General features: G+C 30.9%; 23 protein-coding genes and 3 pseudogenes. 2 read left to right on the top strand and 24 right to left on the bottom strand.

Translation table 11 applies throughout. The features are described from left to right. Positions 1-4: 4 nt before the first annotated feature. The 9 genes from B8869_RS00720 to B8869_RS00680 form a co-directional block, all read right to left on the bottom strand. Positions 5-691 carry a head maturation protease, ClpP-related gene (locus B8869_RS00720; protein WP_019192395.1) on the bottom strand — a complete coding sequence of 229 codons (687 nt, stop codon included), beginning with the start codon at positions 689-691 and terminating at the stop codon, positions 5-7. Beyond that, positions 681-1,796, bottom strand: a complete 1,116-nt coding sequence (locus B8869_RS00715; RefSeq protein WP_234989701.1) for a phage portal protein — start codon at positions 1,794-1,796, stop codon at positions 681-683. Before B8869_RS00715 ends, B8869_RS00720 begins: the two co-directional genes overlap by 11 nt. Before the next feature lie 180 nt (positions 1,797-1,976). Next, on the bottom strand, positions 1,977-2,450 hold the full coding sequence (locus tag B8869_RS00710) for a hypothetical protein (RefSeq protein WP_084229862.1): 474 nt from the start codon (positions 2,448-2,450) through the stop codon (positions 1,977-1,979). A gap of 76 nt (positions 2,451-2,526) precedes the next feature. Next, on the bottom strand, positions 2,527-4,116 hold the full coding sequence (locus B8869_RS00705) for a terminase large subunit (RefSeq protein ID WP_084229860.1): 1,590 nt from the start codon (positions 4,114-4,116) through the stop codon (positions 2,527-2,529). Between the two features lie 92 nt (positions 4,117-4,208). Continuing rightward, complete coding sequence (locus B8869_RS00700) at positions 4,209-4,439, bottom strand: DUF6900 domain-containing protein (RefSeq protein WP_084229858.1); 231 nt, start codon at positions 4,437-4,439, stop codon at positions 4,209-4,211. After that, complete coding sequence (locus B8869_RS00695; protein ID WP_200805934.1) at positions 4,440-4,616, bottom strand: hypothetical protein; 177 nt, start codon at positions 4,614-4,616, stop codon at positions 4,440-4,442. It abuts the gene before it with no gap. Beyond that, positions 4,600-4,863 (bottom strand): ParB/Srx family N-terminal domain-containing protein, encoded by a 264-nt coding sequence (locus tag B8869_RS00690; RefSeq protein ID WP_234989700.1) that lies wholly within the window; start codon positions 4,861-4,863, stop codon positions 4,600-4,602. The genes B8869_RS00695 and B8869_RS00690 overlap by 17 nt, the downstream gene beginning before the upstream one ends. Continuing rightward, positions 4,860-5,642, bottom strand: a complete 783-nt coding sequence (locus B8869_RS00685) for an S-adenosylmethionine synthetase N-terminal domain-containing protein (protein WP_084229856.1) — start codon at positions 5,640-5,642, stop codon at positions 4,860-4,862. Before B8869_RS00685 ends, B8869_RS00690 begins: the two co-directional genes overlap by 4 nt. 104 nt (positions 5,643-5,746) lie before the next feature. Further along, the gene (locus B8869_RS00680) at positions 5,747-6,133 is read right to left on the bottom strand and encodes a P27 family phage terminase small subunit (RefSeq protein ID WP_459550384.1); all 387 of its coding nucleotides are present in this window, start codon (positions 6,131-6,133) and stop codon (positions 5,747-5,749) included. 482 nt (positions 6,134-6,615) lie between these two features. On the opposite strand from B8869_RS00680, the gene B8869_RS00675 reads away from it, so the two are divergent. Further along, a complete protein-coding gene (locus B8869_RS00675) occupies positions 6,616-6,882 on the top strand; it encodes a hypothetical protein (protein WP_084229852.1) in 267 nt (88 codons plus the stop codon). Between the two features lie 26 nt (positions 6,883-6,908). On the opposite strand, the gene B8869_RS12570 is transcribed toward B8869_RS00675, so the two are convergent. The 12 genes and pseudogenes from B8869_RS12570 to B8869_RS00625 form a co-directional block, all read right to left on the bottom strand. Beyond that, entirely contained in the window at positions 6,909-7,079 is a 171-nt protein-coding gene (locus B8869_RS12570) for an HNH endonuclease (protein WP_459550381.1), read from the bottom strand. A 254-nt stretch (positions 7,080-7,333) separates the two neighbouring features. Further along, on the bottom strand, positions 7,334-7,678 hold the full coding sequence (locus B8869_RS00665) for a hypothetical protein (RefSeq protein ID WP_234989699.1): 345 nt from the start codon (positions 7,676-7,678) through the stop codon (positions 7,334-7,336). 113 nt (positions 7,679-7,791) lie between these two features. Then, positions 7,792-8,730, bottom strand: a pseudogene (locus B8869_RS00660) (IS30 family transposase). A gap of 131 nt (positions 8,731-8,861) precedes the next feature. Beyond that, on the bottom strand, positions 8,862-8,999 hold the full coding sequence (locus B8869_RS11655) for a hypothetical protein (RefSeq protein ID WP_200805933.1): 138 nt from the start codon (positions 8,997-8,999) through the stop codon (positions 8,862-8,864). A gap of 94 nt (positions 9,000-9,093) precedes the next feature. Continuing rightward, complete coding sequence (locus B8869_RS00655; protein WP_084229848.1) at positions 9,094-11,682, bottom strand: TrlF family AAA-like ATPase; 2,589 nt, start codon at positions 11,680-11,682, stop codon at positions 9,094-9,096. Positions 11,683-11,715: 33 nt separating this feature from the next. After that, positions 11,716-12,222, bottom strand: coding sequence for a hypothetical protein (locus B8869_RS00650; protein WP_084229846.1), 507 nt, complete (start codon positions 12,220-12,222; stop codon positions 11,716-11,718). Further along, on the bottom strand, positions 12,212-13,084 hold the full coding sequence (locus tag B8869_RS00645; protein WP_084229844.1) for a hypothetical protein: 873 nt from the start codon (positions 13,082-13,084) through the stop codon (positions 12,212-12,214). Before B8869_RS00645 ends, B8869_RS00650 begins: the two co-directional genes overlap by 11 nt. Then, complete coding sequence (locus B8869_RS11650) at positions 13,085-14,170, bottom strand: DNA cytosine methyltransferase (RefSeq protein ID WP_200805932.1); 1,086 nt, start codon at positions 14,168-14,170, stop codon at positions 13,085-13,087. Further along, positions 14,160-15,158, bottom strand: coding sequence for an adenine-specific methyltransferase EcoRI family protein (locus tag B8869_RS11645; protein ID WP_200805931.1), 999 nt, complete (start codon positions 15,156-15,158; stop codon positions 14,160-14,162). The genes B8869_RS11650 and B8869_RS11645 overlap by 11 nt, the downstream gene beginning before the upstream one ends. 21 nt (positions 15,159-15,179) lie before the next feature. After that, positions 15,180-15,401 carry a helix-turn-helix domain-containing protein gene (locus tag B8869_RS00635; RefSeq protein WP_084229842.1) on the bottom strand — a complete coding sequence of 74 codons (222 nt, stop codon included), beginning with the start codon at positions 15,399-15,401 and terminating at the stop codon, positions 15,180-15,182. Between the two features lie 107 nt (positions 15,402-15,508). Next, complete coding sequence (locus B8869_RS00630; RefSeq protein WP_084229840.1) at positions 15,509-15,844, bottom strand: plasmid mobilization protein; 336 nt, start codon at positions 15,842-15,844, stop codon at positions 15,509-15,511. 336 nt (positions 15,845-16,180) lie between these two features. Then, a complete protein-coding gene (locus B8869_RS00625; protein WP_234989698.1) occupies positions 16,181-16,834 on the bottom strand; it encodes a virulence-associated E family protein in 654 nt (217 codons plus the stop codon). 154 nt (positions 16,835-16,988) lie between these two features. Between B8869_RS00625 and B8869_RS00620 the strand changes: the two genes are divergently transcribed. Continuing rightward, entirely contained in the window at positions 16,989-17,975 is a 987-nt protein-coding gene (locus B8869_RS00620) for an IS30 family transposase (protein ID WP_084229742.1), read from the top strand. A 3-nt stretch (positions 17,976-17,978) separates the two neighbouring features. On the opposite strand, the pseudogene B8869_RS00615 reads toward B8869_RS00620, so the two are convergent. The 3 genes and pseudogenes from B8869_RS00615 to B8869_RS00605 all read right to left on the bottom strand — a co-directional run. Further along, positions 17,979-18,782: pseudogene (locus tag B8869_RS00615) on the bottom strand (VapE domain-containing protein); the annotation flags it as partial. A 117-nt stretch (positions 18,783-18,899) separates the two neighbouring features. Further along, entirely contained in the window at positions 18,900-19,262 is a 363-nt protein-coding gene (locus B8869_RS00610) for a plasmid mobilization protein (RefSeq protein WP_084229838.1), read from the bottom strand. Continuing rightward, a pseudogene (locus B8869_RS00605) lies at positions 19,255-20,310 on the bottom strand (site-specific integrase); the annotation flags it as partial. The gene B8869_RS00610 and the pseudogene B8869_RS00605, both read right to left, overlap by 8 nt. Positions 20,311-20,429 lie beyond the last annotated feature (119 nt).

The following is a 20,429-nucleotide window of genomic DNA, read 5'->3' as shown; positions in this document are numbered from 1 at the left end:
ATCTTTACCTCCAAGTGTTTTTAATTTTGTTTAATCTTTCTTCTACTTCACTAATTGAGTGAGTCTTTACTTCTTTATTTATCTTTGTTAAGAGTGAGTTTGTAACTGCTCGCCTTGAAAAGACCATGTTCGTAACTTTTTCATCTTTTCTTTTATCAGTGAGAGTTCCGTCACAAAAGCCCATCTCAATAGCCTTGTTCTTATCAAACCAAGTCTCTCCATCCATTAGATTAGAAATCTCTTCTCTGGATAAACCTGTCTTAATCTCATAGGCATTGATGATTGATTCCTTTACTTCCTTTAACATGTCTATAGCTTTTTGCATTTCTTTTGAGTCACCAATGGCTACAGTTAAAGGATTATGAATCATCATTAATGAAGTAGGACTCATCAACACTTCAGTTCCTGCCATTGCAATAACAGACGCAGCGGATGCTACAAGCCCATCAATCTTAATGGTCACATTTCCCTTGTGCTCTAAAAGCATGGTGTAAATTCTCGATGCAGCTATACAGTCTCCACCAGGGGAGTTGATCCACACAGTTATATCTCCACTTTTGTTTTTTAATTCTTCAAAAAAGAGCCTTGGAGTGATTTCATCATCAAACCAAGACTCTTCTGCAATAACTCCATCTATATAGAGTTCATTTGAATCCTTTTTCCAATTCCAAAATATTTTATTATTCTTCATTAGGATTTATTTCTTCTCCTTTCTGCTGATAAAAACTACCTGCCTTATCAAGCGGTAGCATATTTCCATTTACAAGGTATAGGTCACCACCTTCTTCAGCCGATATCCTATCTAGGTTTTCTAATTCTCTTATGTCATTTGCACTCATCCAGCCATTTTGTCTTCCTACAGCATATCCATTCATCCTTGATTCATAGTCTCCCCTCAGAAGTCCATCAAGGTTGAATTTAATAAAGTAAGATTCCTTTTCTTTCTTTGTTAATAGTGATCTTTCTAAAGATTGCTCCCAACGAACAATCCAAGGATCGAGAGTATATTTAACAAATTCAAGTGACTGCTGTTCTATATTTGAAAATGACGACTTCTCCAAGTCTCCAATCATATGAGGTGGTATTCTAAATATCCTTGCTATCTCATTTAACTGAAACTTTCTTGTTTCCAAAAACTGGGCTTCACTTGGCGCAATAGCAATCGGTTGGTATTTCATCCCTTCTTCAAGTACAGCCACTTTGTTGGCGTTCTTAGGCCCTTGAAAGGCTGCATTCCATGACTCCCTTACTCTCTCTGGATCTTTAATTATGCCTGGATGTTCTAAAACCCCACCTGGTTGTGCTCCATTTTGAAAGAAAGATGCACCATAATCTTCACAAGCCATAGCCATACCAATTGCATTCTTGGCCATTGTAATTGGCGAGTAACCAATAAGACCATCAAAACCAAGTCCAGGTATATGAAGAACATCTTCTTTTAAAAGATAAACTTCTTCTGATTTATAATTGTATTTATAAAAGATTTCTCCATCTTCACTTCTCATAACAGTCATTTTGTTTGGCATTAATGGATAAAGTCCAATTACCTCATTTCTCCCATTACGAATTATCTGAGCATAAGCATTGCCCCAAAGTAGAAGATGTGTCATTAGTGTTTCCCTAAATACAAAGGAAGTCATTTCAGTATTTGGCTCATCGTGTAAAAGAAAATATATGGCATGGTCTTTTGCTTTTTCCTTTGAGTTTGAATCTCCTCTTTTATATAGATGAAGAGGAAGTCCTGCTAATGTTTCAGCTAAAACTCTTACACAGGAATAAACGGCTGTCATCTGCATGGCAGTAAATTCGTTAACATTCCTTCCTGCTGTTGTTCTCCCAAATAAAAAAGACGATGAAGATATCCTCTCCCCGTCTTTAGGTTTGTCTCTCGACTTGAATATTAAATTTAGTATGTTTATATTACCACCTTCTTAAAACTAATCAAAAAATTTATATGCTGGATATTATTTATACAATTATATTTCAACGGGAATAATAGCAAATCCTAAAGATTTAGCCCTTTTTAAGAATATATTTATATTGTCACGTCCCCATTGAGTACAGATTACAAATTCTTGATCATCTAAATGTAAAATATCTTCATTATTCATGAAAAATCTTTTGTCTGGATCTTTGTATCTTTCAATAACATCTTCTTTAGCCCTAATAACTCCTAAAGAACCTTGTAAACTCTTATCAAAAGCTTTTAATAGTTCTTTATATTTTAAATTAGGATTGTTTCGTACATAATCTTTTACAACTTGCAATACCAGTGCATTCTTTAGATAAATAGCTCCATTATAAAGATATCTAGTCTTATCTTTCTCACCACTCTTATCATCAGCCTTATCATCGACATTATTTTTAAGGTCTTTCAACTTTTTTACTTCTTCTTCTAAAGAACATACTCTTTCCACTAGATTTAAAAGCGTTTTTTCATAATTATTCATAATTTCATCTCCTTTATTTCATTATATCATTTTTCGCTTTGTTATCAAGTGTTATTTTGTGTTATTTTGTGTTATTTTAAAAGACAATCAATCCTCTATCATCATAAACAGATTCACTTGTATCATTGCCACATCTTATAGCTCTATCAAGGGCCATAATTGTAGCTATAACTCCATCTATCTTTTCTGTGGATTTTTCCTTATCTGCTTTGATATTTCCAGCAGGGTCTGTTCGTATGAAAATATTGTCCATCATCCACCTTAGAACTGGATGGCCTCCATGGGCTATTTTTCTTTCAAGGGTAAGTTTCATTAATTCTTTTGTTGGCGGAGACATGTCTTTAAATCCTTGACCAAAAGGAACAACTGTAAATCCCATGCCTTCTAAGTTTTGTACCATCTGGACTGCTCCCCATCTGTCAAAGGCAATTTCTCTAATGTTATATATCTCACCTAAGTTTTCTATAAATTTTTCTATAAATCCATAGTGAACTACATTTCCTTCTGTAGTTTGAATGTAGCCTTGTTTTTTCCATAGGTCATAGTTTACATGGTCTCTTTTTACTCTTAGGTCGAGGTTATCTTCTGGCAACCAAAAGTAGGGTAATATTTGATATTTATCATCTTCGTCTATTGGAGGAAATACTAAAACAAAGGCTGTAATATCCGTTGTAGATGATAGGTCAAGTCCACCATAACAAACTCTGCCTTTTAGTTCTTCTTCATTAACAGTAAAATTACATAAATCCCATTTTTCCATAGGCATCCACCTGATTGCTTGTTTGACCCACTGATTTAATCTTAGTTGCCTAAAGGCATTTTCTTCAGTTGGGTTTTGCTTAGCCGATTCACAAGCTTGTCTTACTTTTTCTATAGGAACTGTAATTCCAAGAGACGGATTTGCCTTATGCCATACTTTTTCATCTGTCCAATCATCTTCTCTGTCAGCTCCATAAATAACAGGATAAAAAGTTGGATCAGTTTTTCTTCCTTCAAGTATGTCCACTGCCTTTTGATGCGTCTCGTAGCAGATTGATTTCGTATCTGTTCCTGCAGTTGTAATAAGAAAATATAGGGGTTGCGTTCTTGCATCTCCTGAACCTTTTGTCATAACATCAAAAAGTTTTCTGTTTGGCTGAGTGTGAAGTTCGTCAAATACTACACCGTGAATATTAAATCCATGCTTAGAATAGGCCTCTGCAGATAAAACTTGATAGAAAGAATTGGTCGGCTTATATATCATCCTCTTTTGAGATGCTAAAATCTTTACTCTTTTAGATAGGGCTGGACTCATTCTTACCATATCAGCTGCAACATCAAAAACTATAGTTGCTTGTTGTCTATCAGCAGCACATCCATAAACTTCTGCTCTTTCTTCTCCATCACCACAAGTAAGGAGGAGTGCTACGGCAGCAGCAAGTTCAGATTTTCCCATCTTCTTTGGTATTTCAATATAGGCTGTATTAAATTGCCTGTATCCAGTTTCTTTTACAATGCCAAACAAATCTCTAATGATTTCTTCTTGCCAGCCAATAAGCTTGAAGTCTTTACCTGCCCATCTACCTTTTGTGTGTTTCAGACATTCTATAAAAGTGACAGCATAGTCAGCTTTGTTTTTATCATATCGTGAACTTTCAAGCATAAATTTACTTGGTTTATATTTCATTTGACCTCCTTCCTTTTAAAATAGGCATAAAAAATACTAGCTGTTAGCTAGTTCACTACGAGAAAAAGAGCCTTCGCTCAATTTCTTGATTTCTAATTATTTCGTTTTCCTAATTCATAGGCCTCTTTTAACATTTCTTTTAATGACCATACTGAAACTTCTAAAAAGTCTTCTGAATCATTGTTTCTTTTTTCTAAATCTCCTCTTTCTTCTATTGCATAGGAATGTTTCTTGGCAATTCCTAAAAGTGCTTGATCTCTTTTTTCATTAATTCTTTTGGTGGCCTCTAAAAAGCATTGCCTTTTCGATTCTTGGTTTGTCATTTATCTCACTCCTCTTTTCTTATTCTTTTGAATATTGTCTATAAAGTCATCAAACCATTTCGCTCCAATCTCAAGCCTTATAATTGGAAGTCTTCCTAACTTGTTGTACTTTAAACTTACTATCCTTAAATCTTCAGAAAGGCTAGTTCCATAAAATTCGTTAATTGTTTTTCCCATTGTGATATAGATGGTCTGCAAAGACACAAGGTACTTCTTTTATACCTTCTTCCTTCGCTGCCATAATTCTTCCATGACCTGCAATAACTCCGTAGTCTTTATCAATAATTACAGGATTTATAAAACCAAACTCTCGAATTGATGATCGTAGTTTATTAATCTGGTCTTGTGAGTGAGTTCTTGCATTATTTACATAGGGTACAAGTTTTTCAATATCAACTAATTTCATTTCTTTGGTTGTAATCATATAAGCCCCCACTTAGCAAATTCCTCAAAACCACCAATAGAGTTAATGTAGTTTCTAGCAATTTCTACAATTTCAGAATATGGTCTACCATCAACAGTTTCATCTCCGATTGCACAGGATAATTCAATCTCTCTATTTTCCTCTTGTGCCTTTAGGTGGGCATAAATATTAATCGATACATCAGCCTTGGATATATCTTTACCATGAAGACCTCCACCAGTTACTGCTCTTCCCATGTCAGAGCCGAGTTTTCTATTAGTCGCTCCAGTATCAACATTGTATCCCCCAGTCCAATCCCCCAATGGATTTACAATTGCTCTTGGATAAATTGATTTTAAGATTTCTGTAGATACATTTGACTGGCAGATGATGAGTTTATCTCCATCAAGAATGTATTTACCATCATAAGGATAATTAGAATAGATTTCACGAGCAATTAAAGATAGTTTCTTTTCTTCTTCAGATGTAGGTACTCCCTTAAAGATTCCATTGTCACCACATCTTATCTTTTCTTTTTGATTCTCAGAAAGGTGGATATCCTGTTCTACAATTTTTATATCTGATATGACATTTCCTGCTATTCTCTTAATTACTGTTTCAATTTCTTTTTTATTTAGATTACAATCCGTTTCAATAATGACATGGCAATTTCCATGCCCTAGCAATACTTCAACTGCTATTTTAGGATTGTCCTTTTCTTTATATGCTAAATCTACAATTGCACCAGCTATGCAATCTGCTATTTTATCTGGATGCTTTGGATTTACTTTTTCAAACATTTTCTTCCTCTCTTTCTTTAAATAATGAAAATGTACTCGTGCCCAACGATATAAACAAAGAAATCTCTGATTTCGTCTTGTTTCATCGGAAGGGTGCAATACAATTACCTCCTTTGTCTTAGTAATTTTTCCATCATATCTTCTCCGTAGTCTTCATAAACTTCAGTGCAGTTTTCTTTAACTATGTCGTAAATCTCGTACCATAAAAGGTTGGCTGTCTTTTGAAACTGACTAGACATCTGTACAAATGGAGATGCAATAACTCCTCCCGTAGTAGGATGCTTGCCTAATAGTCCAAATTGACTTATTGCTTCTTCACATTGAATGTATCTTGCAAAAGCCTGAGAGTATGATTCTAATAATCTTGGATTTACTAAGTTTTCACAGTTCCTCTGTTTTAACCAACTCCAAGTCTCTTTATATATTTCATCAGCACCTAGTGGTATTCCATTCTTTTGCTTTGCTGATAGATAATCACTTGGTGTTGGCATATCTGTTCCATCAAGAACTGCTCCGTCTGGTAAGTCAACTGCATCTATTTCTTCTGGGGTAAATGTTGGAATTTCATTCATTAGTATTTCTACTTTTTTACCTTTTTCTATTTTTTCAGCAGCAGGTTGTGGTTTTCCTCCTGCTTTTACTCTTCTTCCACCTCTGTATGTTCCGTCTTTAGCGATAGTATCACCTCCTAATTTATCATCTTCTTTAGTCGCTTTTTGACAAATCAAAGATTTGAAACAAAGCGACATCTGACCTACCAACAATTTGGGTTAGGTCATTAATAAGGCCTTTGAAGCCGTTTTTTTGTGCGTGAGAGGGTGGCACCGTTGGTAGGGAAATCAGTCGTAGAGATTAAGACTCCCCCTACCTCTCCTCTGAAAATTAATCACAAAAATTACTATTGACGATTTTACAAATATATCTGATGATTTACTTATCAGATACTTATTAGTTACTTGTAGGAGGTCTATATATGAATCAAACAAGAGTAGTCGTATTAAATGAAGCACAAATTGGTGAAGCCGATAATTGGAATCTTTGTTTCCAATATGTTCGATATGAGTATGGAGATGGAAACGAAGAAAACGGATACAGATTTATTTGGAAACGCCCAGATGGTACTCTTCAAGCTGCAAGAGGCCAAGCTAGAATTCCATCCATCGCTGATATTAATTTTCTTGTTGGAAAAGCTATCAAAGAAGGGTGGGGTAACCACAACTGTGGGACTCTTAGCTATTAATTTCACTAAGCGAGGGATAGAGGTTACTATCTCTCGTTTTTATTATTAAACCTATCTCCACACTCTGCATGAATCTTTGAGTGATAAGATTTACAAAGACTCATCAGATTATCTTCGTCGTTAGTTCCACCACGAGAAAGAGGAAGTATGTGATGTACTTCCTCTACCTTTGTCATTCTATTTTCTTTTAAACACATCTCACAAAGCGGATGCTCTGCTACATATCTTTTTCTTATAACTCTCCATGCTTTTCCATAACGCTTATGAGTGTTAGGATCTCGTTTATATTTTTCGTAGTTCTTATTGTATTATTTTTCATGTTTCTTACAGAATCGTTCATCAACTAATTCAGGACAACCTGGATGTGAACATGGTCTCTTAGGTTTTCTTGGCATTTAAACACCTCTAAATATTAAAAGCCTCGAAGATTAAATCTCCAAGGCTCTTTAAATTATTCTTTTGCTATTTTAATAATACTACTACTCCATAGTGACATTTCATGACATGATTTGATTAGCTTTGAAGTTTCTTTTAACCCAAGATTGTGAAGTCTATGAATATGTCTAATATCATAATTCATATCAACTGCTATCTTCTCCCAAGTCTCAAAGCAAAGATATCTTTTTTCAAGGATAACTTGAAGTTCTTTATTTTGAATTTGTTTAATTGTTCCAACCATCTCTGCTTTCAAATCTACAAGTTTATCTATATCCCTATTAATCCCTTCTTGGAGATCTACAATCTTAACAATAGTATCCTCAAGTTTAGATGTTCCTCTGTTAGGACTCTTAGGCATATCTGATAAGGTCGATGTAGCTTTTGTAGCCAGAGCATTTAAACTTTCAACTTGCTCCAGCTTACTATTAATTCTTTTGTCTAAATGTTGATTTGCAATAATTATTGCGACACTTAGCTTAATAAATTTAATTCATGTATAAAACGTTCAAATGGTGTATCAAACTCTAGGCATTTTCTCGGTCTAGAGTTTATTTTATAAATAGCATCTATTAAATCTTCCTCTTCAATTTTAGCTAAGTCAGTTTTCTTAGGAAAAAACTCTCTAAGTAAACCATTGCTATTTTCGTTAGTTTCCCTTTGCCAAGCACTATATGGATCTGCGAAATAAATGTCTATATTTAATTCACTTTCTATATCTTCATAACAAGCAAATTCTTTACCTTTATCTGAAGTAAATGTCTTGAATGCTCCTTGTGGTAATTTTTTTGTTAAAGTGTGTATAGCATCTAACATAGATTTTTTACTGCGATCAGGCATTTTTATTGCAAAATATACACGAGTCTTCATTTCTGCAAATGTCGCTAAGCATCCTTTACTTTTACCTCTAGATGATACTACTGTATCAAGCTCCCAATGACCAAATTCTACGCGTTTTTTTACAACTTTGGGTCTTTTAGAAATAGATGTTCCTATATTAAATTTACCTCTTGTTTCTCTAGAGTTTAAAGATTTTACTTTTCTTCTTAAAACTTTAACTGATATATCTAAAAGCCCTTTATATAGCCAATTATAGATTGTTTTAAAGCTTAATTCATCTTTAAAACATCTGCCTACTATTTGTTTGGGAGACCAGGTGGCTTTTAGCTTTTCTTTGATAAATTGTTTTAACTCTTCAGTAAGTTTTGACTTTCTACCTTTGTTTTTAGAATTAATAGAATAATCAAGATCAGCCTTTTTTGCATCGTATTTGTCTTTACATCTTTTTAGCTCTCTACTAATTGATGAATGATGATAACCTAATATTTTTGCTATTTTTCTTGCTGAGTAACCTTCATTATTTAAAACTTATATTTTATTTCTACAATCCATGGTAATATATTTATGACTCATAACAATCTCCTTCATGTCTATGTTTTTGTGGTAATTACATTTTACATGAATTGATTTTGTTATGGGTTTTTATTTTATACTAGTGTCGCATTTAATTTTACAGCCTATTAAATGTTCCCATTTAATCCCAGTTACAGTTTTTCATCTTCTGTAACCGTTGAATTTACAAGGCTTTTAATTTTTTTGCTACTATTCCCATTCTTCTTTTCCAAACGTACAGTATATCCCAAACCATTCAAAATACTAGATTCTATTTTTTGTAGTATCACTCAATCCATCTAATTATAGGACGTTTTCAGATTTTTAGTCCCGTCCCAGTCCCAGTACCAGATTGGATGCCTTCAGATAATAAGATATATTGCACTATGACTTAGAATTATAATTCCAATTAGTATATATTAACTTACGTTTCTCAAAAGCTTCACTTCCACCTTCCATTATATCAACAATTTTTTTATGAGTATTTTTACAATCAATATTTCCAATATCAGCAATTATTTTTTCATCATACTGGGTAGAAATCACACACTCTGCATCTCCCAAAACAGGGATGTTTGCATTATGTGTAGCAAATATAAATTGTATATCACTTTTCTTCCTCTTAATTGTGCTAATAACCTCATCATAAATAATCTGATTATCCAAATCATCTTCTGGTTGATCAATTATAATTAAATCATTATCCTCTTGTGTCAAAACAAATAAGATTAGCGCAGATGCTCTTTGTCCAATAGAATGTTGTTCTAGCAACTTATCGTGATAGTATATTTCTACTAAGTCTGCGCAAACTTCTCCTATAAGTTCAGAATAATTATCATTAATTTTATCACGTATTTTTGAAATCTCGTTATCTGTAAGTATAGAGCTTAATTTTTTTGCGTCATATATAATACAATCACTTACGATTGATACAAAATCAGAAAATTCATCAGCTATAGCTTTGGCTTTAGCTTCTGTGATACCAGTCCCACGAAACTTATCTTTAATATCATTTTTAAACTTATCTTTATTACCCTTAAATTTGATTTTAATTTTAAGTTCATTTTGGCTATCATTAATTTTTTTAATTTCTTCTTCATATTTATTAAAAATACTAAGAAGAACTTCATTTCTTTCTCTAATTGATTTCTTTATTTCCAAAATTAATGATTCTCTTGAATTATTTTTACTATTTAATTCATCTATTTCTTGTTTTAACTTATCTATTTCAGATGTATATTTAACATAACTATCTGGATCGAGAGTTTCATCTTGTATATCTCGCTTAATAGAGGCAAACTCCTCCTTTAATGACTTAATTTCTTGATCAAATTGTTCTTTATATAATTTGAGAGAGTTTTCATTTTTAGAGATAACTTCGATTTCATCCGAAATTTTATCGATTGCATCTAATATTTTTTTTAAAATATCTTTTATACTTACAAATAAATTATTATTAAATTCGCTTTTATAATCAGATAATATAAATATATTCCTATCAATCCCATAATGTACTTCTTGAATATTCAAGTATACCTCATTAACCTGTTTTACTAAATGATCAATTTTATTGTAGTCTTTATTGTAAGATGTTTGTTTCTTTAATTTTTCTGCAATACCTTTTTCTTGAAAAATTTTAAGTTTGTGTTCTAAGTCTTGCTTTGTTATATTTAGCTCCTCTATCTTTTCTGGAATTGATGACAGTTGAAGTAGTTTTCTAATTGAATCATCTAATTTAAGAACATAATTGTCTACTGAGCCCAGTTGATTCTTTATCTTTTTCCCAACTAGTTTTTGCAATAAGTCAAATGCATACCCACTTTGAGTGAAAGATAAATCTTTTTGACCAAAATATAACGGATTATTGATTACAGAATTAATGAAAATCCCAACTTCATTTCCATTATCATCTAGAATAGATGATTGCTCGTTCATTAACCTTCTTACTTCATAATGTTTTCCAAACTTATCAATAAGATCTAAAGATATTTCTCCTCCAGATCCTAAAGTATTCTTAACTAGATTCTCTTTATAATCTTTATCAATGTTAGCATCCAAATCCAGTGCATACCTTATTGATTCCAAAATAGAAGATTTCCCACTTCCTCTAATACCAATTAATGTATTCAATCCATTTGAAAAAGGAATTCTTACTGAATCTAGTTTGCCACCTTTAAATGCTATTGAATTTATATAACCGTGATTTATCTTTATTTCTTTGCTAGATATTCTATTTTTATAATCTTGAAGAGCAAATTTTAGAGAATTAAAAGAATATTCTCCAATCTTCACATAACATGATTTCCCTTTTCCAATTTCATCAATTTTTTTAGGATCCGATCCTTCTACAAATGCAATTTCATAACCGAACCAGTTTTTTATTTTTTCAACATTATCTAAAGTTCTAAGTTTTTGTAATCCAAGTACTCTTTTTTTAAATTCATAGTTTTGAGCTAAAGAAGTTAATATACCACCACCGCATTCTTCAAGAAGTCCGCTCCTTTGTTCAATGTGTGCAAATACTATAAAATAATCTTTGTTGAGCTTTTCTAGTTCAACGAGTAATGTATTTAAATCAAAATTACAACATGTATTTTCATTTTCACGATTATTAATTCCTTGAAAAGCAGAGGTCAAAAAACTTTCAATATGATTTTCTCCATTTATAATCCAGTCTTCTGGATTGAAAACTATAAGTGTGTGTACTCCATTTTTACCGTCTTTTACTGATAACTCCACTCCTGGTAATATAAAAATATCTTTTTTATTTGCAGATTTTTTTAAAGCCTTATATTCTTGTAAGTCAAATTTATTGTGATTGGTTATTACTCCAATTGATATATTCTCATTTTCAAGTTTATTTACGTATTCGTTAATAAATGAATTATCTTTGCCTGTATATTTAAACTCTTTATCTTTTCTTGTATGGAGATGGAAATCACATCTTATCCATTCACAACCATTATTAAACATAATACTATTACCTCTTTTTCAAAATAATAATTTCTAAATTTTAGGTACAATAGAATGGTTATCTATACCATTTTTAGTAATGTCCCACCTTGCAACTTTAATTTTTTTAATTCTCCTACCACTTCCATAATCAAGTAGATCTTCTCTATTTAGATTATTTAATATCTTGTTCAAGCTACCTAAACCACTAGATGATAGTAAATAAGCTTCTTCTGGATCACATAATTTACAATATACAAGTAGTTGACCTAAATCATGTAAATTTAATGCTGTTTTCTTAGCTTCGATAAAATAAATTTCTGCTTTATCATTCCATTTAACTATTCCCAAAACATCTATCTGTATATTTAACCCTACTACTTGAGGATAATATTTCAGTACATCATATTTATATAAAACAGAATCCAAGTCTACAGAATGGCTATCTTCAATAATAACAGAACATTTCTTATTCTTATATTTATCATTTAGATATATTTCTAGCCATTTACACATAGGGTTATACAACTGAATCTCAAGTTTAACATTTTTATTCAGCATACCCTAAATCCTTTGCTAAATCTGTCCAAGAATCATAATGTTTTCCACGTATTTTTAAAGGCAGACTAGCATCATTTTCCATAGGATGTTTTTCTTTTTTTCTTATTCTTACTGGTTTTTCCCAATAAAATTTATGTGTTTTATTTTCATCCATATATTCTAACAATTCTTCCGCATATTTTTCTAAGGCTCTTTGCTTATGAACAATGTTAAATCCGATTGGTAGAAATTCATTTGCCCATATTTTTACTTGATGTTCTTTTTTCCAATAATTTGGTTTTCCTTCATTATATTTTTTTAAGTGTGAATCTCTAAAATTCGGATGACCAAAATCTATTGTTTGTATTGGTATATCTAATGTTTTCAGCATATTTGCAATATCAATGACAAATTGCCAATTCCCAGGTATTTCAATATAAACTCTATGCTGTCCCTCTTTACCGTAAGCCATATTACTTCTTCTTATATAACCAGTAACATCAGCTACTCCTCGTAATAATTCTTTTTTCTCATCAGTAGTTATATTAAACAAATCATCATTCATTGTCATAGTAGAATGATGGACACCATTTCCTATAAACCTTAAAATTTCTCTCATTGTATAATCTTCATTTGATTTTGTAAAAGAAATTTTTGTAGCTCTTTTTGTTTGTGTTATAGGAATTGAGTGACCTATCAAAGGCTCTATAACATTCCTAATATCAGCCAAGCTACTTTTAACATAGACCGATACCTCTAATCCATCGTCATCTTTTAAATTTTTATGAGGAATTTCTATAGTTATTGTTGTATCTCTTTTATTTCTCTGTATTTCTCCATTGCCTAATATCATTCCTATTAAATAAGCCATTTGATTATTCATTTAAATTTCCTCACTTTCTTTATTCGTAAATGCATTATATATTTGATCAGCTATAGCTTTTGCTAATAATGGTGGAACTGCATTACCTATCTGAGTTCTTATGTCAACCTTATTACCATAAAAAATAAAATTATCATCAAACGATTGTATCCTAGCAGCTTCTCTTGGAGTTATTGACCTATTGAGGTAAGGATGATTATTAGTTCCATTTGATGCTGCATCGAACCTTGTATCAATTGTTGGAGATGGTTCATCCCATTTTAAACGTCCCCATGTAGAATTAAATTTTTGATTCCCTAATAAGTGATCAGGCAAATACTCTTTACCTTTTTCAGGTGGAATCATACTTAACTTTTTAATAGCTACATCAGAATGATTTGACGCTTTATGATTATATAATTTTTTAGATCCATGTCTCATATTCTGTTGATACTCTGAATTCGGATTGATTTTATAATCTTGTTCAAAATCTCCCTCATTAGAGTTTAAAAAAGATAAGTCACCAATAGCTTCCCTAACAGTAACAGGTTTAATTACCGAAGGTTCTGGCAACTCAATTTTACTACTCTTACTGCATATAAAGATGGCTCTTTCTCTATTTTGAGGAACCCCATAATCACTTGCCTTTACGATTCCATAACTAACTTTATATCCTAAATTTTTAATTTCTTTTATAATTTGCTCTTTAAACCATCCATTGGAAGTAGCTAATAAATTTTTGACATTTTCAATGACAAATACTTCAGGATTTATTCTTTCTACTATGTGAAGGTATTCTATAAACAGAAAATTTCTAGGATCCTTTAAGCCAAGTTTCTTGCCTTTTAAAGAAAATCCTTGACAAGGAGGTCCGCCTATAATCATATTAACTTTATTTTTTATAGATAAATCAACTATATTATCTTGAATTTTTTTGTCTCTAATATCACCTATTATCACTTTAGCTTCAGGCATATTTTTAATAAAAGTTTGTGCTAATTTGTCATTTACATCTAATGCTATTTTCGTGGTAAAGTTACTATTTTTATGCATTCCATAAGACATGCCCCCAGCACCACAGAATAAATCTAATATTCTAAATTTCATAAGATTCTCTCTTTCGTTTTCTAATCAGTATTCTCTTAAAAGTTTCTTTGCCATTAATAATTGGTTTAAATAAATCAAACTCATTATCTGATCCATGATTGGCTTCTCCTATTATCTCATAAGATTTTTCATCATAATATTTTAAAAAAGTAATAGGCACACCCATTATTCCATCATAATCATATGGAATTTCTGAAACTTTTGAAATGTGAATTGCATCAAAGTTATCATACTTAGGATACTTACCCTCAACATATTTATGTTTTAAAATTAGTTGGTTAATATTTTTATTTATATCTAAATTGGTTAACCACATAGCATTTCCTATACTTCTCCATTTTTGACCTGATTCATCAATCCAAAATCTTGTTTTTCTAGGCTCGGTATCAGCAGGAACTTTAAACTGTATATCTCCAAAATGATACCCAATTTTAGCTTGATTCATTTTTATATAGGGGAATATCTCTTTATATGTGATAGCGTTTTGATTGCTTATTAACAAATATTTTTTATTATATTGAGATATTAAAGAAAATAACTCAATAAATTTAGAAAAAGGTGGATTTGTAACCACAATATCGGATTCAATTAGGTATTTAATAGATTCCTCACTTCTAAAATCACCATCTCCAAGTAATTTTTTTACAAAATTGTTCTCTTTTATATATGGCTCTATTTCTTCACCATATAATGAATCTGGTAAATGGTCTATTTCTAACACCAAGCCTCTATCACAATCCGACGAATGCATTTTTGATTTTCCATAAGATATGCAAATAAGTTTTTTAAGCTCTAGCTTATTAAAATTATTCAAAAAATATTTTGAGAATGAAGATTCATAAGGATCATCACAATTGCATAATACAATTTTATTTTTAAATTGAGGCATATAATTAGACAATTCTTTTTCTACAGTTTCATAAGTTGTATACCATTCATCGGTATTGCTTTTACTGTATTTTGCTTTATTTAAAATTGAATTTCCCAAATTATTCTCCTTACATTTTAACTAATGATTTTCTGTGCTAGTTTTTTCACATTCAACAATATCTGATATATCACAATTCAATGTATTACAAATTCTTAAGAGCACATCTGTAGTAACATTTTGTCCATTTTTTATTTTATAAAATGTACTTTTACTTATTTGTGCTTTGTCCATAAGTTCAGTACTTTTCATTTCTAAGTCTATAAGTTTTTTAAACAATTTTTTATAACTAAATTTCAACATGAGATATTCGAAACAACTCCCTATATTTATCTATATTGTCTTAATTATACCATTAAAACCATTCTTTTAACAGGCTTTTATTCTCTTATCTCGAACTAATTAAATAATTATTTTCTTAATAACAGGGAATGTATATCCCATATTTTTTTTGACAATTTCTCTATTTTTTCTCTCATATAGTCAATATCTTTCTTATAAATTACTCCCGTTGTATTAGTAGCTTTTGCAATCTGGTTTATATTATTTGTTACATTTGAAAGTGACCATTGGAGATCTCTAAATGGTTCTAGGTCTACAATATAAATTTCTTTTTCTAATACACATTTTCTTAAAAAATGGGACATGGTTTTGCAATTTGCAAGTTTCATTTTCTTTTCAAAAATTTCTTTTTCTTCATCTGTTAAATATATTTTAAGTTGATTATTTCTTTTTCTATTATCCATACTTTTCTCCTTAGCACTTATCTTTTGGGGTCTTAGGGTTCTCCCTAACAAGGTAAAAATAATAAAATTATATAGCCTTAAAAGCTATTGATTTTTTGATTTTTTCGTAAGTGGGTACTCACTTACTGTGCTTGCTATTAATAACAAGTCATTAATTTGATTTTCCATAATTTTTCAAATAGGAACTAATAAGTGTAACTGTAACTTACAAAATAAAAACTTCCAAAATTAGGCGAGCTTGTTTTAAGAGTCTGTGTCAACCCCATATTATCAAGCCATTAATTTATGTAATCCTAATTTAAGAAGATTTATAACGATTGGTTACAGGTTACAAAGTTACATTTGTATCTTTACTTGATTTGCTGTATCTATTTCTAATTGTTTTTCTTTTTGCCATTCTTCTGGCAAAAACTTCTTATCAACTTCTATAAAGTCAGTTTCATTTTCTTTTTTCTTTTCATAGTATAGTTTTACTGGAATTGAGACTCCACTTGGTGATATTCTCTTGGTCTTTGATGACCTAACTGGAATCCATTCTTGAAAATAATTATCCATAATCTCTGAAAAAGATTTTGATTTTATTTGGTAGCCTTGCATGGTTAGTTCTTTGAAACAAGTTATATTTGGATCTGCACTTTTTGGCTTATATTCTTCTAAGAAATATCTAATGTCTTCCACATCTGGGTTTAGATATTTGAATTTTTCTTGTTCCTTATACAAGTCTTTTAAAAGATTTTTTGGTATAGTCCATGCGTGAGTCTTGTTTTTAAAGATTTCATACCCTAAGGCTAGAGCCTGATTAAAATCTTCTCTTATACGAGCTATATATTCTTTATCTGAAATTTTTTCTTTATTATTTTTATCTGGATATATAGTCCTTACTCTTTTATTTGGGTTGCATTCCACAGGCAAATATCTTCTTTCTCCAGTATGATCATTAAGAAAAGTTCTTTCGTTTAATGTCCCTATAAAGATGCAAGTTCTTGGCACGTCTGTTGCATATTTTTCGTAGGGTATCCTTATCCTATCGCTTAATTTTGATGATAATTTATCATAACAAGTGCAACATAAATAAACTCATAGCTAATCAGCTGTGTTAATATGTAAGTGACCAAACAAAACATATTAAAAGGAGTGATTAACTATGAGCTATAACCATCTTACCATAGAAGAAAGATCTTGTATTTACCAATTTTTAAATTTAGGAATGAGTATAAGGAAAATTGCACAAGCACTTAAAAGGTCACCTAGTACAATATCTAGAGAAATTAAAAGAAATTCATCTAAGATAAAAGTTAGTAGGGGAAGTTACACTAAGTACTTTCCGATAAAGGCAAATGATAAATATATTGATAGAAGAAAAGACTGCCATAGAAAAAGTAAATTTTCTAAAGATGTTATTGATTATTTAACTGTAAAGATTAACGAACATTGGTCCCCTGAACAAATATCAAATAGAAACACAAATGAGATTCATGAATTACCATCTACATCAACGATATATAGAATGATACACGCCAAAAAGCTGCCAAAAACTAGTATGAAAAATTTGAGAAGAAAAGCTAAATTTAAAAGGCCAGCAGAAAAAAGAGGAAAATTCAATGATAAAGGTAGAACAATTAAGAAAAGACCTAAAGAGATATACAGAAGGCAAGAATTAGGCCACTGGGAAGCAGATACAGTGGAATCAGGCAGATTAGATCATAAAAGGAAAAGTAGATGTTGTTTCGTAACTTTAGCAGAAAGAAAATCTAGATATTATATAGCAATCCTAGTTGAAAATAGAAAGTCGGAAAGCGTAACACCAGCAATAATAAATGCATTAAAAGATTATCCAAAAGAATTAGTAAAAACAATAACCTTTGATAGAGGTAAAGAATTTTCAGAATTTGAGAAAATAGAAAAAGAATTAGGATGCAAAACTTATTTTTGTGATCCCTATTGTGCATGGCAAAAAGGTACAAATGAAAATAGTAACGGACTTTTGAGGGAGTTTTATCCTAAGGGTATGGATTTATCAGAAGTGAATATTGATGAATTAAATTATAACTTAAGTTTAATGAATAATAGACCTAGAAAATGTATAAAATATAAAACACCTAAAGAAGAACTTTTTGGTCTCTTACCATAGGTGTTGCATTTGATTTGACAATTCGTCTGATAAAAAAGATTTAGCTTCATTAGCCGATTTTGCATTTCTTAAAGCAACAAATTCTTCGATTTCAACAACAGTTTTACCCATAAGGTTCATTACAGCATCCTTGCCTTGAATGTTTTCTATTGTGCAAAACCAATCATCTGTTATGGACAAGTATCTTGCAAAAGTCGATTTGCCTATACCTTGCCCACCAACTAAAACAATCATCTCATCAAACTTAGCTCCTGGATTAAAAATTCTTTTTATCATGCCCAATATCATATGTTCCATTATCCAATTGTTAAGCTCTGTATCATCCGCTCCCAAATACTTTGGTAAAAGTTTTCTAATGGCATTTTTATCTCCATTCCATTTTAAATTTTGAAGATATTGCTTTGGCGGACTCACTTCATATTGATGAGCTACAAAACGAATAGCTTCCCACATTTTGTTTGCGTTATAATTAATTCCAAAATGTTTTTCTATCTCTAAGCCTAATCTATTGTTCAAAGAATCATCCCAAAGTCTTATTTGATTTTCCTTTATATTTCTTTCTCCGATAATTTTCCCCTGGAATTTTATTTCATTGGTAAATTTATCAAAGAATATTTGTCCATCAATGATTTTTTGATTTTGACAATATTTGGGATTTAAAATAGCTGTTACAATATTCCCAGTAATTTGTCTAACCGTCCCCTTATCTGTAGTTTGTAAGTCTAAAAAGGCGTAAGTCTGATCTATTTCTGGGAATTTTAATTTAATATCTGTCATAAGCCTTACTCCTCTTCTTTTTACAACCATCTAATCTCTTTATTGTTTTATATTTATTCTCCATTTTATCCTCCTGTCTGGTATAAATAAGACTCCTGTGGTAAAATGAACTTGTCTAGAGAACACTTCTCACAGGAGTGCATGCCTTTACTCTTTGTAGTAGGGGCTTTTTTCTTTTTTGATTTCTTCATATATTTCTAAAATATAGATTAAAATATCAGTTTCATCGTCATTGAGTTTGCCAAACTTTTTAATAACTTTTGCTAGTTGAAATATTTCCTTGGCTATATTATCAGAAAGTCTATAATCACTTACTAACTTAACTTCGTGATTTAATAGCATTTGTAGAAAATAATCTTGTTTTTTAAGTCCACTGATTTCAATCTTTTTGTTTATTAGATCATATTCTTCTTCAGATACTCTAAAGTTTAAAATTCGATTTCTTTTTCTATTTTTGTCTTTATTTCTCGTTTTTTTAGAAATTTCATCTAATGAATGTCTTCTAAACATCTTTATCATCCTCTTCTAATAAATCTTTCCAGTCATTTGCCTTATTATTTCTTACTTGTGTTAAAGACAGAGCCATTTCTTTTTGCTTACTAGGGAAGAGATGAGCGTATCTATAGGTTATATCAATCGATTCGTGTCCAATCCTATCAGCTATTGCAGTTGCAGAAAATCCTAGTTCAATTAAGAGTGAAACATGAGAATGCCTTAAATCATGTATTCTAATTCTTTTTACTTGAGATTTCTTAGATCCCCTATCCATTTCATGGTGTAGGTAACTCTTGGAGAAATTAAATATTAAGTCTTTTGGTTTTAACTTATAAAAACTGTCTATATACTCTTTAATCTCTTCAGTTAGAAATTCAGGCATAACTATTGTCCTTATACTTTTTTTAGTCTTAGGAGCAGTTATTACATTTTTCCCATCAATCCTTTGTAAAGATTCATCAATTTTTAATGTATGCCTTTCAAAATCAAATTTCTCTTTTGTTAAGGCTAATAATTCTCCCATTCTAAGACCACACCAATATAAAAGTTCAAAAGCATAGAATGATTCAGGTTTATCTTTAATAGCTTCTATAAATTTTTCATATTCATCTTGAGTCCAAAATAGCATTTCATCAGCTTCTTTTTCTCCCATAGATCCAACATCACGAGCAACATTAGTTTTTAAATTGTAGTACCTACAAGCATGATTTAAGATACTAGATAACTGGGCATGAATAGTTCTCAAATAAGTAGGAGAGTAGTTTTTCCCATTCTTATCCTTAATCTTCATAAGCTCATTTTGCCATTGAATGATAGTTACATTACTTATCTCATTAAGCATTAAATCACCAATATAGGGAAGTATTTTTTGATTTACAATTGCTTCTTTTGTCCTCCAAGTATTTTCTCTTATTCTTGGTTTTCTATCTCTCTTATAAAGTTCAAAAAACTCCCTAAAGCTCATTTCAATTGATTCAGAATGTTGATTTAAGAATTCTTGTTCCCATTTTAATGCTTCTTTTTTTGTTGAAAATCCACGTTTTTTCTTAGTTAATTTTTCTCCTTATATAATGTATTTAGGTTGTTAAAGGTAACCTATAATCCTTTATCGACTAAATATTATTCAGGTTTGCTGTATAATATTGTTATTAGATAGAGTGTACTCGTTTTCTCCTTGAGATT

The sequence above is a fragment of the Peptoniphilus asaccharolyticus DSM 20463 genome, assembly GCF_900176115.1.
GTDB classification, from domain to species: Bacteria; Bacillota; Clostridia; order Tissierellales; family Peptoniphilaceae; genus Peptoniphilus; species Peptoniphilus asaccharolyticus.
This window is presented reverse-complemented; position numbering and strand designations above follow the sequence as displayed.